Here is a 14,644-nt window from a genome sequence, read left to right on the forward strand (position 1 = left end):
ACACTGACTGTTTGTCGTACACCATTCACTGCGTGCTTAGCCTGCTCACATTGATTCAAAATAGTTTGCGCATGTGAATACAGAATCTTGCCCGCTTCAGTCGGCGTCACGCCACGACGACTACGGACCAGCAGTTGCTTCTCCATTTCGCTTTCAAGCGTAGCAACTTGCTGGCTCAGCGCTGGTTGCGCGATATGCAACATTTCAGCGGCCTGGGTCAGGCTGCCAATATCAACGATTTTCACAAAGTATTTGAGCCGTCTCAGATTCATGTGTACCTCCCGAATAGTTACAGTTAAGTAGTAGCAAGAAGCGCGCCAGATCATTTCATTATTATCAAAAAAAGTGCGTAACTCGTTTAACCTGCTTAAAAATAAGTAAAAGCAATGGCGGAGGCGATGACAGTAACAATACTAATCTTCTGACCATGACCCGTTACACACCTGAACAATGGCCCATTAGCACCAAAATAGTGCAACTCCTGCTATCTGAAAGTGCAACCTTGGCCATATGCAGCGGATGGACAGACGAGAAAAACACCGACTACCACAATAATTTCAATAATTTGATTATAAGTTCAGCAAACAGTTATCCTCAGCGTTATCATGCTTTGACAAGCACTCAGGCTACCGCTATCATCCACACCAATTAGCGATTCCTCTGTAGTTCAGTCGGTAGAACGGCGGACTGTTAATCCGTATGTCACTGGTTCGAGTCCAGTCAGAGGAGCCAAATTTATCAAGGGGTTGCGTATGCAGCCCTTTGCATTTCAGAATACGTTCAGAAAACCATTTCAGAATACCCCTTTTGCCATACTGCATAAAAATCAGGATTAACTCTCTCACAGAAAAGCATCACTCCGTCCATATGCTCTATTTTGGATTGATATCGATGAAAACAAAAAAAACCGCCTGAGCGGTTAGTCGAAATACTTATTCAGTTGCTTATTTAATGCTCTGTTAAACAGCTCTTTTGATACAGTCATGAGGGTACCCATACTGGCATCTTTGAAACTTGCTTTTAACGTAGCCCAAACCTCTCTATTTCTTAATGCATCGATAAAATCATGGCCTGCTGCGGTAAGACGCAAAGGCAAAACAGACCAAGAAACAAACCCATCAGCTGACTCGACTACGCCAAAACCTGCCCGTCCATCACTCTGACAAATTAGGCCTTTATCATCCAATAGGCGCATGTGAAAAAGAAATGCGGCAGTGCCGTATGAAAATCCTTTCTCCGCGAGTTCCTGGATGTTGGTTTGCGGTCCGTCAGCATTCTCAAATGCTTCTAATAAACCTTTGAGATAATCATGATCTATTCTCATTTCTACCCTCTTTTTTGGCTATATAGGGATAAGATAGCCTCATTACAGCCATTCAGCGAATACCTGCTGTAATGATGCCTTGATCTGATTGGACAAGACCCGTTGCTGAAACTCGCCCCAGTCTGGTTTTGCCATGTTTGCTACGCCGTTATAACCATTAAAAAAGCCACCGGTGAGGTGGCCTTTGTTATGGCAATAAAAACCGCCAACAACACCATGCGTGATTGGTGGGCTATTTTTTATTAAGCGCGGACTGTATGGCGTCAGCCAAAGAATTGATTCCGGCGGCGATCTCTCTCAAATCAACCCCTGTTCTAACTCCGGCGTATGCGGTTGGTGCGCTGGCAGAGGCTTTCGCAATCTCTAGCGCCGCCTGGACGGCCAATAACCTTTGGTTTAATTCAATCGCCTCTTCCGGGGTTTTAGCTGCGGAATCGAAGTAAGTCTCTAACATTGCAACCTCCTTTTAGTATGGGTTTTTAGGTTACGCTTGGGGTTGACCCGAATAAAGCATTTTCCAATCACTCACTTTGCCACTGCGCCTTGCGCCTGTAGCTCACGGATATATTCTTGCAGGTAAACCAGCTTCTCCTGATCTTCCTTTATTCCAGCTCGGATACCGAGAATGTTTCGTCCAGCAACCGGAGAGAGTCGGACGCCGGCTGCATTGCCCAGGCCGCCGGCGCTGCGTACTGCTCTCGCTGATTGCTCACATGTTGCGAGAGCGGCAGTGGCGAACTGCACCCGGCGGTGACCAGTACTAACATCAAACAGCAACTTCTCATTTTTGGTTTTTTCATCGTTCAATTCCTGCTGGTGCTTTTCATCCAGCGCTGCGATTTTGGTCTGAAAATCATGTTCGCGCTGTCGCGCTGCCTCGCTGTCTTGCGCAGCCTGGTCAGAAATGGCTTTCAGTGTTTCGGCGTGCTGGATGTTCAGCGTTGCAATGTCCGCGTCATAACTCGTTGATGTGAGCCACCAGCAAAGAGTGGCGCCAGCGATCGCACCAACCGCCAGCGCCAGTCCTGCTATTTTCCAGTCAAACATAATTCACGCTCCACTTCCCGCCGGTTCGTAAGTCCTTTCCACTCCCGGCCGCCGGCCTTATTCCAGCGCAGCAATTCGTCACAGGCTTCCGACGTATCGCCGGCATTGAGCCGGCGTAGCATTGTCGAGCGCGTCAGCGCACCGGTCCCGACGTTATACGCAAAACTTGCCAGCGCAGCCCGGCGAGTATCCGGCATAGCGACTGTAACCACCTCGTCAATCGTGGCAAGCACCGGCTCCAAGTCTGAGCGCAGCAGCGCCTGGCACTCGGATTCCGTGTACGTTTTTCGCGGGATGATATCCGGGCCGGTATGCCCGTAGCAGACCGTCAGCACGCCAACAACGTCACGGTACGGCGTATAGCGAACGCCCTCGAATTGCTGGACAAGCGCTACGGCAATCGCCATTGCGCCCCCAGTGGCCGCAGTAATGAGCCTATTTTTAATCTTGCTCATGCTGTCCACCCGCTGCGTGACCGAGTATCTCAACTGCCGATGGCGTGGCGGACCTGCCGTTCTGCGACGCAACCCAATCACCGATTATCCTGTTTCGCTCTATTTCAGCGGCCGCCAGCGCCGCGTTTTTACGTGCGTTCGACAGGTACGTGAGCACGGTAATAACCGCGGTAAACAGCGCGCCCGCGGCGAAGATAACGTCCTGAAATGACAGGGTAGATAAGAGCCCCGTCATCCAGCCCCAAAAGTACGACCAAAAACCACCATTGTTAGAATTCACTCATTTCTCCCTTAACCCAGCTTGTACCAGGTCCACCCGGGCGCAACGCTGTACGTCAACGCGATAGTGTCCATCGGGTGAAGTATTACGGTTCCTCCAGTCATTCCTTGCGCGGCACCATTTCTGCTGATCGCACTGACGTTACCCGCCCATACGATCACGACGACATCGCGCCCGGTTATGTTTGTCACTGTCGCCCCAGATGCAGGCACTGCTGGTGTGGTAATACCCAACTGGTCGCTCTGGAACTTAATTCCTGCACCGTTAGCCGGGTCTAATAAGCCGGAGGTTTGAGATACATTCGGGTTGATGATCAGGAATCGATTCGTTGCGCCAACTGGGGCCTGAGCCAGGTACTGAGTCCACAGGCTAAACTGGCACCCGATAAATGCGTGTCCGCCCGAATTGACGGATCCGTTGTACAGCGCAATGTTGATGTTTTCGAAATCGCAACCAATGAAATTATTTGCAAAGGACACGCCGTTAAGGAAGGACACGCCGTAGCTCGCATTACCAAAGCTACAGGCTATGTACGAAGTAAACCCGGCTTGTTCAACAACCAGCGCGCGTCCGACGTTAGTACCCGCGCCGTCTGCGTAACAGTTAGCTCGCACGTTGATCAGGGAGCACTGAACGCCGTACGCCAGACGCAGGGCCACAACATCGTTGCCACCGGTTCCGCTGTTAAGGAACGCCAAATCTTGTAGGCGCGCGACGTTCAGCGGATCCACGTAACTGGTATTGCCAACCTGACACAGCGTGCCCGTATGCGACGATCGGACGCTCATCCCTTCCCACACCAGATCAAACCAGTCAGCGGATGACTTGATAATTAGCTGCGTGACTCCAGTTGCGGCGTTTGGAAAACGCAGCTCAGTACGGCCCACACCGGCGCCGTAGATTTTGATGCCTGTGGCATCCATGTTTAACGTGACAGGGCTGGCGAAATTGTAAATGTGGGGAAGAAACTTGATCGGCCTGCCGCTGGTCAGCGAAGCAGTGAGCACGCGCTGAATGGCGTTGTCATACGTTGTTTCTCCAGACAGCAGATAATCATCAATGACAAGATCGGCGTGATTGTTAATTGTTGATATGCTGCTGTTAATTGCGCTGACGCTACTTTCAATCCCGTCAATATCCGTCTGGACTGTGCCGCCCACGCTGCCAATCATGCCCGCGCCGCCGGAGTTAGCCAGTTGGATTAGCACATCGGCAGCAGATCCTGACACCGGCACCATGACGGTAGGATTACCCTCACCATCAAATGCGGGAATTTTATTGGCGCGCAGCGCAGCAACAGGCAACGCCGGGATATTGGTGTCTGTAACACGGAACGTTTTGCTGGCACTGGCGAACTCCTGATCCAGTGTCCATTTTTTGGTGGCTGCGTCCTGATCGTTAACCGGGTCTGGCAGGTTGGCAATACGGTACCCGTTGGCGTTATAAGGGCCACCGAATAACGGCCGGGTCAGCGCAACGCCCAGCGTTACCAGCGCCTGCTTTATCGCCATCCAAATCCGGTCAAAGTCGAGGTTGACGGTATCAGCCAGCAAGTCCCCGTTATCCTGATAATCCGTCGTTCTGGTCGGTTCGATTACGCGCTCAAGCATGACCACAACGCCGGCCGCCGGGGGCGTCAGAAACGTGACATTCCCCCCATTGACGTTACCGATATCTGAAACAGAAAACCCTGTGGGGATAGCCGAGCCGTTCAGTGATACAGACAGATCGCCCGCATCAATCAGATAAAATTCATACGGGAAGACGGTCGTTGCACCGTTCGCGGTGTAAACGTTATAGGGGGTTTGTTCAGGAACTGCCATGCCTCAGCCTTAATAGTCGGTATCGACCATATGATCGCCATCAGATGGTTGCCAATTCTCCCGGCTGGTGGCGTTCGGTTTCCCGACCAATTTCCCGATGCGCACCGGGGTTTGACTGATAGCGCCAGCGCCGGAATCAATAAAGTCGTCCGGCTGGTCTGCAATGGCGGGGTTAAAGTCCCGCATCTGTTCGTACATTGGGCCGTCAAGTACATCGCTATGCGCCCACAGGAAACGTGAATCCAACGGAGCCTCAAACGCTTCAAGGATGCGTTTTTGCTTGTTGGTAATCGTGAATTCTTCTTGCACACCACACCCGGTACCTTTCAGCGCCTGACGCAACAACTTACCGGCGAAGCTGCCGGGACCGTTCACCTCAACCACCACGCGGGGGATCTGGTACCGGAGCACCAGCGCCTTGATTTGCATCACCTGCCCGCCGGTGATTTTGTCGTTGTCGTCAAACTCGGCCAGTTCGCCCGTCAGCTCCTGGCAGACCTGCCAGTAAAGATGCCCGCGCGCGTCGGTCAGCATGAGAGAAAACGCGCTGGCATCGGCCTTTACTTTCCCCGTTGCCACATCCCACCACGCCACCGCCCCAACAATCTGCAGGTTGCCCAGCCACATTGAACACCCGCCGTTCGCATAGCGGATTTCCGGATGTACGGCGTACTCACGGATGCGATCGGGGTCAAGGCGCACATCACCGACCGGCTTACTGTGCAGCTGGTACTGGCTATCCCACTCGTTAAGCGTCCGGGTTTCCCGCCGGCGTTTCAGCATCTCCTCACGCGTGAAACGCTCCGGCCATTCGCAGCCTGCGTAACAGTCAATCGTCACGTCCGGCGCTTCGGCGAACTCGATACCGTCGTCAGTCAGCCGGTAATCAACCCCCTCTTTCAGCAGGCGCGCGCCAATGTGAATGCCAGCGAACACAAATTCCGGGCGGAATTGCAGGTGATGCCGCTTTTGAGTTTTTTCGTCTTTCTTTTTTTCAATACGGTATTCATGACGAAACAGCTTAATGGTCAGGCAGTCAGCCCCCATCTTCTCCACTTCGTCGTACAGGCTGTCATGGGTATGTGGTGTGCCGATATAAAGCTTGCGCCCGCCGGGTACCAGGATGTGCGTTTGTTCCCCAAGTCGGTACCGGAGTTTTTCACGGGCATCCGGTGTCTGGATGTTTCGCGGCACCTCCACGTCATCGTTCTGGCACTCGTCGGCACGGGCGGATGTCACGTTGGACAGAATGCCCTTGGCGTACATGCTGGCGTTGCGAAAGTCGATAGCGCCGTTTACCCACCACTGCTCAACGGTACCCTGTCCGTCGGGCAGCATACCGCGCGTCAACGGATGATTACGCAGCACGTTCTGCGTATCGCGGCTGGTTTTATACGCCGTGCCGTCGGATTCGGACTGGTGCAGGACTCGATAGGTATGGTCCCGATAATACCGCCAGGCGTTATACACGGCGAGGATAGTGGACTTGCCGAAACCGCGAAAGCAGCGGAGCACCGCCAGATCGCCGCGATGCTCCAGCCAGTTAACGGCGCGATAGTGACAGTCGGGAACCTTCCACCCCACGCGCTCCGCCCATATGATGAAGAAGGCGACAAAGGAGATCATTTGTTCCCGTTCTGCATACGCTCAATGATTTTTGCCGCTTCCCGCTCAGCCGCCGCAATCTGCTTACCCAGCTCGAAATCCCCTTCATTGGGATCACTCTCTTTGGGCGTGCCGCCGCGGGTATGCAACCCGATCAGAGTGTGGACTTTCGTTAGCAGGGTCAACGTGGCCGCCGCGTTTTTCTTGAACCAGTAACGATCGCCGCGTTCGTCTTTCGTGTGCTCAGAAATGGACTTGCCGGCGCCAGGCCAGTGATCGGGATCAGCCTCAACCAGCACGGTATCAGTTAACTTATCGCTCAGTTCGGTAAGGCGGGTTTTGTAATCGTCGTGCATAAAAATAGCCCCTTGTTTATCCTGGGGCTATGATGCGATTGGTTAATGTTCGGTTTCCTGACTACTTATTACCACTGGGCAAATGATGAAAAAAATAATCCTTATTGCATTACCAATTCTTATCACGTCTGGATGCGTGACATTTAAGCAAATGGATGAAGGGCTAAGCAGCTTAGTAGGAAAAAACAAAGATGTCGCTTTTAATGTTTTGGGGTATCCATCAAAGGAACAGTCCTTTGACAAAACAAAGGTGTACACATGGAATAGGGCTACATCTGAAACCATTTTGCTATCATCACCCCAAACCACTTACGGTACCGTTGGGGCAACAACTTTCAACAGCACGACAACACAGTTAAGCGCTGTTCCGGTTCAATATGCATGTACAATTCAGTTAGCAACGGATGAGGCAGGAACCATCAAGCAGTATCAATACGATGGAAATATGGGTGGATGCGAACCATACATCCACCGATTAAACGCATATTTTAAACGCTAGCGATCGCCTGCTGCCTTGCCCAGGTTTGGCGCCCTGCGTGGTGCCACCTGGCCGGGTTCCCACCAACTGGTGGTATTAAACTCACGGCTAGCCCTGTCTCTGACCCGATCGTTATAGCCCGGGTTGGCCATCTCCTGCAACTGCTGCAGAATCAAGTGATTCGTGATCGCTTTTGTATACCACAGGTTTGCAAACGGTGTAATCATTCTCAGCGTTTTCAGTGCATCAGCGCCGAAAGTGGTTTCTTTGCCTTCCACCGCCTTCTGTGGGTTTGTGAATGCCAGTTTCATCAGTTGCTCAGCAAACGACAGCACCGGTCCGCCAAGCGTGGCGGCAATTGACGCCCCGTATTGCGTGTGGTCCTGAAATATAAAATCCCCGTAAATGCCGAATGACCCGCCTTTCAGTAAAGCCTGTAACCAGGTCGCCGGCTTTGTCATATCACGAGGATCGTTACCGTTCAGAAGCTCATTCATCTGAATGGCAAACATCCCAGCTATCGTGGTACCGGCAATATAGGAAGCCAGAAATTTAACGGCGGGAACAGTATCCAAATCGCGTGAACGATTTACCATCGCGCGAAAGCCAGCAACCGGCGTCGTTTTAAATAGCATGAACGACTTAACCAGTTCACCCGCATCATTTCTGGCATAGGTATCAATTCCGGTAGCCGTTGTAATAGCGGTGGTCATTTCACCGTGCGTAATACCCAGCAGTTTCTGTGCCGCCTCGGCACGCGCGTTGCGCACCATGCGCGCAATGGTCTGCTCAACCTCCGCATCAAAGGCTTGCTGTAAATTATTGCGCCTGGTGTCTGTCATATCACCCAGATTGACAAGCGCGTCCGCCGCGCCGCGCCTCACATCGCCGATCTTATCAGCTAACACGGTCTGGATAACATCATCCGGGACGGCGTAGATTGCATCCGGCGTCATTCCTTTATGCCCGGCCGGGGTCATGGGGCGCAGTTCGGCGGCGGCCATGATGGCCCAGTCCTCACTACTCCAACCCTTGTTTGCCAGTATCGCCTTATCACCAGCTTTCAGTTCATCCAACGTGCGATACTTACGCGTCAGTTCGCCGATATTTTTGTACATCAGCAAACCAAAAGAAGCCTTATTCGCCCTGTCCATTGCCACCAGCCCAGACCATTTCAACGTTTTTTCAGCAAACCAGCCGGTTATCCCGCGGCTTAAATCAAATCCCCCCATCTTGGATATGACGGCGGCGTGAGAATCCACCAGCAACCCCAGTTCAGCGTTAGCTCGTTTCGCGTCGCCGTTAAACAGATTTCGAATCGTGTTCGCAGACAGGTGCATACCATCACGGCTAAACCCCAGCGCCTGCGCATTGGCACGCATTACGGCCTGATCGGCTGCGGCAGTAAAAACGGATGTGCCCAACATGGCTGAAGTCATCAGGTTTCGCAGGCCGCCAACAGCAGAGGAAAATACACTGGAAGACGCGGCCCCATTAAGTCCCGCCATAGCGTTAAACATACGCGTGACGGTATCACGCTCCTGATTCATAACGTCAACGCCGCGCCCACCGGTCACCGATTTCTGATATACCTGATCCAGCAGCAGGCGGAAGTTATTGGCGGCATCCGGACCGAAAGCCTTCACCACACCAAGATCACGCGATGCAGACTGCAGATGTGACATCATGACCCCGACCACTGGCTGCTGAGTATATTTGTCCATGTAGCGAAAGTGAGTTTCAGCATCCCTGAACGCCATAACCCGATGCTGACTTCCCCGATTCTTGATGCCGCCAGTACCAGCGAAAGCCCCCGGCTCGATTTTATTGGCGCCGTCGGTGGCTTTGGTCAGGTAGATCGCTTCCAATGCTTCGCGGTACTGCGCATCACTCATCGGCGAGCCGTCCGGATTTACAAACTGGCTGCGATCCTGCGTGTTATACACATCATCAACCCAGGCTCTGCGCGCCCAATCAAGCGGCGGCTGGCGACCCGACATGGCAGCAATGGTGCGCTCACGCACCGGCAGTGTTTTCAGCCATTCATCACGACCCGCCCCCCGGATTAGTTCAGCGTCATCGACGTACGGCAGATGCCAGTCATCCCGCGTTCCGATGTCAAACCCGTTATCATTCATTTCCTGTCTGGCGCGCTCGGTGACACCCCGCCAGATATCGGCTATTTTTTGCGCCGCTGGGTTTCCGGTGTCCTCGCCGTACAGCTCTTTCAATATCTGTAATTGCCCTGACTTCACAGCTGCATGATCAAACGGAAGGTAATTTCGAAGACGCTGCTCACCCAGGGCTTGCGACTGGTAAAAAAATTTGCGTACCTCTTCGCCTGCCGATGTCATTTCCGCGGCTAGTTGACGCGACCAGTCCTGATACGCGCCCGTTGATAGCTCTTCTGCTGACACGACGTCAAAATCCTTTCCATCACGAACACGGCGCCCCGCAAAAATAAACTGCGACAGGTTTATCGGCGTTTGCTCTGCATCGGGAACATTGCGGGCCAGGGTGTCCCGCACGTTCTGAATCGCGATAGCATTTTGCGCCAGCCGCTGGCGCTTTTTGAACACTTCATGCACGACCTGCTGAGCGGCATATTCTGCCGCCTGTCGGTATGTCTCCGCGTCTGGAATACCCGTTTTTCCATCACGGTAATTTCTCCGGCTGATAACACGAACCGCATCCTTAATGCGATCCTCTATGTTCTTTATTTCGTCCGACTTCGGTACACGGCCCAGCGTGTTGGCAATAGCATCAATACAGACTTGTTTCATCCAGGGTTCCTCAGGAAGCAGGCGGCAGCCACGTTATAAGCGGTCGATTCTTTTTGAGCGGTTTCAATTTGGCGATCCATGTCGGCCAGCGCATCGGCCAGTGTCATTTCTTGTCCCGTATCGGGATGGAAAACCGTCATATCAGCGTTTTGTGACAGGTCACGCGCCTGCATTAAGTCAAAGCTATTTGACGAAAGGCGTACGCCCGTCTCCGGATCGACTGAAACAATGCCTTTCTCGGCAGCAACCGAGAAAGCACTATTGCCCCGAACCTCGACCACCGAGGGGGCGGACGCTAATTTGCTGCTACCGGCGGGTTCTGAACGGGCTACGATGCCGTTATCACGATACAGGGACTCTAGCGCCATGCGCATTTCTCGCGCCATTGGTGTTAGATCGGGGCGAATGATGCCATCCAGCCCCCGAGCTTGAAGATCTACATTTACAGGCTGCCCAGCCATCAGTTGGCGGGCGGCTTCATCCATAGCCGCCACATGGCTGTTGATGCTGTCATTGTTGGCGTGCAGCACCGGGGATGACTCGATATCATAGTGCAGCCCTTCATTCAGCGCGTGCGCGGCGTCAATGTCGCTCGGCTTAATATCGGCTTCACGGATAAGCCCCTGCATACTCTCAGGGATAATGCCTTGCTCAAGCCTGGATAAATCGGCCTTTGCGTTAAAAAACTCACCGCCCGGCTTATGTGGTTCGAGCGTGTCACGGGCGCTTTGTAACCGGTCTGAGGTATACGCTATTTGCTCGTCAACGGCGCGTAAGCGGGATTGCTTATCTGCCCGCCCCCGAGCAAGCGCCTTGCCACTCCCCTTAACCTCTTCGCTTAAAATGTCAGCGCGCTGCTGGCGCAAATCAGCAAGAATGCGTTCACCATTGGCAACCTCGGATTGCCAAACCTTGCGATCACCTACCTGTAGCAGCTGGGCTGCCTGCGCCTGCAATTCCGCAAGACGAGATTCATAGGTTATTACCGGATCGGCTGTGTTTGTCGCTGGTGTCGCCACCATCGGCGGAGAGGTATCAGCGCCATTTGGTTGGTTCTGCGTGGCAGTAGGATCAACTGCAGTATCGGCGCTTTCGTTTTTCGCTACCTCGGGTATACCTCGCGCGGAAAATAAGTGATGCGCACCACCAAACGCCGCCCCCAGAACACCATCAATCAGCATGGCCTGCCCGTCCCATGCCCGATACTGCTTGGCAAGGTCTGCGTGTCCGTTCTGATCGAGAATTTCACCTACTGCAAACCGGTTGGCTGCCCCAAAACTGGTGTTAATGCCAACCCCGGATGCAAGCCGGGTCAGCAGATTACCCCCCATTGCGGCCGGCAGCGCCATGCCGACCGCATTCGCCCCCCCCTGAACGAAGGCAATCGTGTTTGCCGTATCCGGACTAACGCCGCGGGCGATAAAGTCCTGCCGGGTTTGCTCATACGTCGAACCAAAAGCGGTGGCTCCACCAACAACCGGGCCGCCCAACGCAGCACCAGCGATCGCCGGCGTGAACTGTCCTAGTCCGTGAAGCACCTGGGCGGCAATTCCCTGGCTTCCCGCATCCGGTTTTACGTAGTCTCGCGCCACTCTTAACGCGGAGTCTGTCGAATCATAGGCATCCTGCAGCGCAGCGTCGGCAGTCGGGAACATGGCACGAAACAGCGTAGCCGTTGGTGCTAACTGTAAGCCGTAGTTTGGGTCACTGAGCACGCGCTGATCAAAAGACACTGCGGATTGAGCCAACCCTATCGCGCCTTCCGCTGCCCCCCGAAAGAACGCCGAGGCACCACCAGAGAATAGCGGCGTACCATAATCATCTTGAGTTGCCGGGTTGTGTCTGGCAGCATCATCAGCCCAGGCGGAGCCGTTCGGAGCCAGTGAAAAAACGTCAGCCATTTATTCGACCCTCACAACAATTTTCTGGTTATTGCGTGGGTCTACGGCCCACCGTCCAGACCCATTCACCAACCCGTATTGGTTCCCCCCCAAATTAACCGGCTTAAAGCTGGATTGAGCATAGGGGTTTAATCCCGCATTTTTAAAAGCCGTCTGCGCGGCGTCGGTATACCGGTCTTTAAAGGTGTCCTTATCCATCCCGAACGGCATAGCGACATCGCCGCCATTCAATCCTTTATACACGCCGCCGGTAGCCATCTGGATCGCCTTATCAACAACATCCTGATTTGTCGACTCGGTGCGAGTCATATCGCTGTTGCCAGAGTTATAGGCCACGCCAGCGTAGGCTGATTTAAATAGCCCGTAGGCTATCTGCCGAGCCTGCGGGTTGTACGCGAAAGCATTACCCGTACTCTGGTCGAAGGCTCTTTTTAGCTTTTCATCACTGGGCAAAGTAACCGGCTGGATGCCTGCATCTTTCATCGCTTTCGTGGGATTGAGCATCTGTTCGCCGATAAGTATCGTTTTCGCTGTTTCGTATTTGTCGATTTTCGGCACATACGATGCTATCTGGCTGTAAGGGGTAGCGGCTCCGCCTGTGGTGGCTTTAACATCAGGGGCGGATAGCACCAGCGCGGAATAAGCCGTGCCAGGGCTATCAGGCGATATCTGTTTCATAATGGCCCGATAATCCGAATCATTACCGACCATATCGCGCAACCGAGATAATGTGGCTATTTGATTTTCTGGTGGCTGCTTTTTCAGCTCGTCAGCTATAGCTGTAGCCTCTTGCGGTAGCAGAAGTAACCGAGGGACGTTGACACCGGTATTGCTCCGAACAGCATCAATGGTGGCTGACCGATCGGCAATGGCCACGCCAAAGCGCTGGCTGATATCCATGCCGTCCATCGCACCGGTGACAGCGGCGGCTGTTGGGTTCAGCGCGGTCATATCCAGCGGCGCCACGGCGTCACCGGTGCGGTTCTGGTTGAACAACAGCGGGGTTTGCATCAGTTGCTGGTTCGTTTTCTGCACAGCGCTATTCAGCCGTTGCGCCAGACGCCACTGTCTCATGTCGCCGCCGTTGGCATTCAGGTTGGCATACAGATTGTTGACGTAGTTTTGAGACTCGACAGGCCCAGCCGAAACCACCTTGCGTATCGTTTCCTGATCGGAAAGCAGATCTTTGACATCACCTTCAACGCTGGTGCCTTTCGTTGACGCGATCAGCTGCTCCTGCTGCTCTGCCGTGGTCGGTAGGTCGGAATAAACCTGCTGAGCAAACGAGTTATATGTTCGTGCTGCAAGCGCTTCACGCTTGGCCTCTGCCGCTGCGGCTTTCGCTTCCAGCCGCGACTGGTACCCCATCGCCTGATTCAGCAGCGCATTGCGCTTATCCGGGTCCAGCTTATCGACATAAAAACCGTTCTCCGCGGTTAACTGGTTGTTCAGGTCGGCCAGTGCCGTGCCGTCGTTGCGAGCCTGCATTAGCTTTTGTTGCGCCTGATTGAACCAGTTTTTATCAACCCATCCTTGACGCACTTTAGACCACTGCCCGCCATAGGCTAGCCGTCCCTGCTCTTCCAGTCCGGCGGACATGGCGTTAATTTTCTCGACATCAGCGTCGGGGTAGTTGGTCAACTTGCCCAGTTGATCCAGTTGGCTATCCACCTGGTCGCGGGCCTCGATTTTCAGCGCGGAATGGTAGTACCCCATCGCGGTAGACAACCCGGCCGACTCGTAACGCTTAATCCCGCGCGTGGCGGTTTCCTGTCCGGCGATATCAAGACCGGCAAACGCGGGCTTATCCAGTTGGCCGACCGCATCCTGATAGGTTTTTTCTATCTGGTCAGCGCGCAGCGCGCCGCTTTCAACGCCCTGGCGGATAGATTCATTGATGTCCTTTATCTTGATCTGGTAATCCAGCAATTCATCACCGGCGCGGGCGCGGATAATGGAATTGGTTTGCTGCTCCAGTTCCTTACCCAATCCGGAAAGGGCCTGCCCTACGGCGCCTGGGTTACCGAGACTGATATTGGTCGGCTTAGGGGTGGGAACCGCATTGCCAAAACTGCCCGTTGGTATGCGCATTATTTACCCGCCTTTGCTGCACCGGTTGTGCTGGATGGTGCGCTAGCCGTCTTCCAGCCGCTATACGCTTTCGAGCCGGCGGACAGCAGCGAACTCCCTGCGCTGATATACCCCGCCGTGGCCGCACTATTGCCGCTGATACGGTCGGCCTGCGCCTGCGCGTTATACCGCGCCGCGCTGTTAACGCCGTTCACGGTTGTAAGATAGGCGTCCTCTTCCGCATCCCCGACAATGTCGGAGGTGATGCGCAGCGCCGTTCCTGCGCCGGTATCGACGCCCGACGCCGCGTAGGCGGCATTGGCGCGGGCCGCCTGCGCTTCCCCTGCCTTGCGGATCCTCGCCGCCTCTACCCTGGCGGCAGATGCCGCGGCTTGTGCATCCGCTTCCGCCTGCGCCGCCTGGTAGTCAGACGCTTTTTTCTGCTGCTGCCCGCTATAAACTGCGCCGCCGGCCGCCAGCACCGATGCACCGACCATCGCAATCTCAACACCTGTGCACATA

Annotated in this window: 13 protein-coding genes, 1 tRNA gene and 1 pseudogene; 2 read left to right on the forward strand and 13 right to left on the reverse strand. The window is 54.0% G+C overall.

The features are described 5' to 3' along the window. Nucleotides 1-5: 5 nt before the first annotated feature. Nucleotides 6-272 (reverse strand): annotated as a pseudogene (locus FDP13_RS03575) (LysR family transcriptional regulator); the annotation flags it as partial. 384 nt (nt 273-656) lie between these two features. Here FDP13_RS03575 and FDP13_RS03580 point away from each other — a divergent pair. Further along, nucleotides 657-732: transfer RNA gene (locus tag FDP13_RS03580), tRNA-Asn, on the forward strand. Between the two features lie 187 nt (nt 733-919). Here FDP13_RS03580 and FDP13_RS03585 read toward each other — a convergent pair. The 8 genes from FDP13_RS03585 to FDP13_RS03620 all read right to left on the reverse strand — a co-directional run bounded on the left by FDP13_RS03585 (nt 920) and on the right by FDP13_RS03620 (nt 6,890). Then, entirely contained in the window at nt 920-1,324 is a 405-nt protein-coding gene (locus FDP13_RS03585) for a DUF2513 domain-containing protein (protein WP_143838632.1), read from the reverse strand. Nucleotides 1,325-1,556: 232 nt separating this feature from the next. Beyond that, nucleotides 1,557-1,778, reverse strand: coding sequence for a hypothetical protein (locus FDP13_RS03590; RefSeq protein WP_143838634.1), 222 nt, complete (start codon nt 1,776-1,778; stop codon nt 1,557-1,559). A gap of 71 nt (nt 1,779-1,849) precedes the next feature. After that, complete coding sequence (locus FDP13_RS03595) at nt 1,850-2,371, reverse strand: lysis protein (protein WP_143838636.1); 522 nt, start codon at nt 2,369-2,371, stop codon at nt 1,850-1,852. After that, nucleotides 2,353-2,826 (reverse strand): lysozyme, encoded by a 474-nt coding sequence (locus tag FDP13_RS03600; RefSeq protein ID WP_143838637.1) that lies wholly within the window; start codon nt 2,824-2,826, stop codon nt 2,353-2,355. The genes FDP13_RS03595 and FDP13_RS03600 overlap by 19 nt, the downstream gene beginning before the upstream one ends. Further along, nucleotides 2,813-3,106 (reverse strand): hypothetical protein, encoded by a 294-nt coding sequence (locus FDP13_RS03605; RefSeq protein WP_143838639.1) that lies wholly within the window; start codon nt 3,104-3,106, stop codon nt 2,813-2,815. The genes FDP13_RS03600 and FDP13_RS03605 overlap by 14 nt, the downstream gene beginning before the upstream one ends. Nucleotides 3,107-3,117: 11 nt before the next feature. Next, nucleotides 3,118-4,929 carry a phage tail fiber protein gene (locus tag FDP13_RS03610; protein ID WP_143838641.1) on the reverse strand — a complete coding sequence of 604 codons (1,812 nt, stop codon included), beginning with the start codon at nt 4,927-4,929 and terminating at the stop codon, nt 3,118-3,120. Between the two features lie 9 nt (nt 4,930-4,938). Then, nucleotides 4,939-6,555 carry a phage terminase large subunit gene (gene terL, locus FDP13_RS03615; protein WP_143838643.1) on the reverse strand — a complete coding sequence of 539 codons (1,617 nt, stop codon included), beginning with the start codon at nt 6,553-6,555 and terminating at the stop codon, nt 4,939-4,941. Beyond that, entirely contained in the window at nt 6,552-6,890 is a 339-nt protein-coding gene (locus FDP13_RS03620; protein ID WP_143838645.1) for a hypothetical protein, read from the reverse strand. The genes terL and FDP13_RS03620 overlap by 4 nt, the downstream gene beginning before the upstream one ends. An 85-nt stretch (nt 6,891-6,975) precedes the next feature. Here FDP13_RS03620 and FDP13_RS03625 point away from each other — a divergent pair, with 85 nt between their 5' ends. Beyond that, nucleotides 6,976-7,389, forward strand: a complete 414-nt coding sequence (locus tag FDP13_RS03625; RefSeq protein ID WP_234424367.1) for a hypothetical protein — start codon at nt 6,976-6,978, stop codon at nt 7,387-7,389. On the opposite strand, the gene FDP13_RS03630 is transcribed toward FDP13_RS03625, so the two are convergent. From FDP13_RS03630 to FDP13_RS03645, 4 genes are read right to left on the reverse strand one after another with little or no spacing between them, the layout of a single operon-like run. Next, nucleotides 7,386-10,151 carry a hypothetical protein gene (locus FDP13_RS03630; protein WP_143838647.1) on the reverse strand — a complete coding sequence of 922 codons (2,766 nt, stop codon included), beginning with the start codon at nt 10,149-10,151 and terminating at the stop codon, nt 7,386-7,388. The two genes, FDP13_RS03625 and FDP13_RS03630, sit on opposite strands and share 4 nt — an antisense overlap. Beyond that, a complete protein-coding gene (locus FDP13_RS03635) occupies nt 10,148-12,052 on the reverse strand; it encodes a hypothetical protein (RefSeq protein ID WP_143838649.1) in 1,905 nt (634 codons plus the stop codon). The genes FDP13_RS03630 and FDP13_RS03635 overlap by 4 nt, the downstream gene beginning before the upstream one ends. Continuing rightward, nucleotides 12,053-14,143: a hypothetical protein gene (locus FDP13_RS03640; protein ID WP_143838651.1), complete on the reverse strand. Its 2,091-nt coding sequence runs from the start codon at nt 14,141-14,143 to the stop codon at nt 12,053-12,055. After that, nucleotides 14,143-14,643, reverse strand: a complete 501-nt coding sequence (locus tag FDP13_RS03645) for a hypothetical protein (protein WP_143838653.1) — start codon at nt 14,641-14,643, stop codon at nt 14,143-14,145. Before FDP13_RS03645 ends, FDP13_RS03640 begins: the two co-directional genes overlap by 1 nt. Nucleotide 14,644: the final 1 nt, after the last annotated feature.

Origin of the sequence: Dickeya sp. ws52, assembly GCF_007210685.1 — a bacterium.
GTDB classification, from domain to species: Bacteria; Pseudomonadota; Gammaproteobacteria; order Enterobacterales; family Enterobacteriaceae; genus Dickeya; species Dickeya chrysanthemi.

Coding starts and splice junctions, on each gene's coding strand:
- FDP13_RS03620 (WP_143838645.1), bottom strand. CDS start 6,890: ATGCACGACGATTACAAAACCCGCCTTACCGAACTGAGCGATAAGTTA.
- FDP13_RS03600 (WP_143838637.1), bottom strand. CDS start 2,826: ATGAGCAAGATTAAAAATAGGCTCATTACTGCGGCCACTGGGGGCGCA.
- terL (WP_143838643.1), bottom strand. CDS start 6,555: ATGATCTCCTTTGTCGCCTTCTTCATCATATGGGCGGAGCGCGTGGGG.
- FDP13_RS03630 (WP_143838647.1), bottom strand. CDS start 10,151: ATGAAACAAGTCTGTATTGATGCTATTGCCAACACGCTGGGCCGTGTA.
- FDP13_RS03625 (WP_234424367.1), top strand. CDS start 6,976: ATGAAAAAAATAATCCTTATTGCATTACCAATTCTTATCACGTCTGGA.
- FDP13_RS03635 (WP_143838649.1), bottom strand. CDS start 12,052: ATGGCTGACGTTTTTTCACTGGCTCCGAACGGCTCCGCCTGGGCTGAT.
- FDP13_RS03590 (WP_143838634.1), bottom strand. CDS start 1,778: ATGTTAGAGACTTACTTCGATTCCGCAGCTAAAACCCCGGAAGAGGCG.
- FDP13_RS03645 (WP_143838653.1), bottom strand. CDS start 14,643: ATGTGCACAGGTGTTGAGATTGCGATGGTCGGTGCATCGGTGCTGGCG.
- FDP13_RS03585 (WP_143838632.1), bottom strand. CDS start 1,324: ATGAGAATAGATCATGATTATCTCAAAGGTTTATTAGAAGCATTTGAG.
- FDP13_RS03595 (WP_143838636.1), bottom strand. CDS start 2,371: ATGTTTGACTGGAAAATAGCAGGACTGGCGCTGGCGGTTGGTGCGATC.
- FDP13_RS03610 (WP_143838641.1), bottom strand. CDS start 4,929: ATGGCAGTTCCTGAACAAACCCCCTATAACGTTTACACCGCGAACGGT.
- FDP13_RS03640 (WP_143838651.1), bottom strand. CDS start 14,143: ATGCGCATACCAACGGGCAGTTTTGGCAATGCGGTTCCCACCCCTAAG.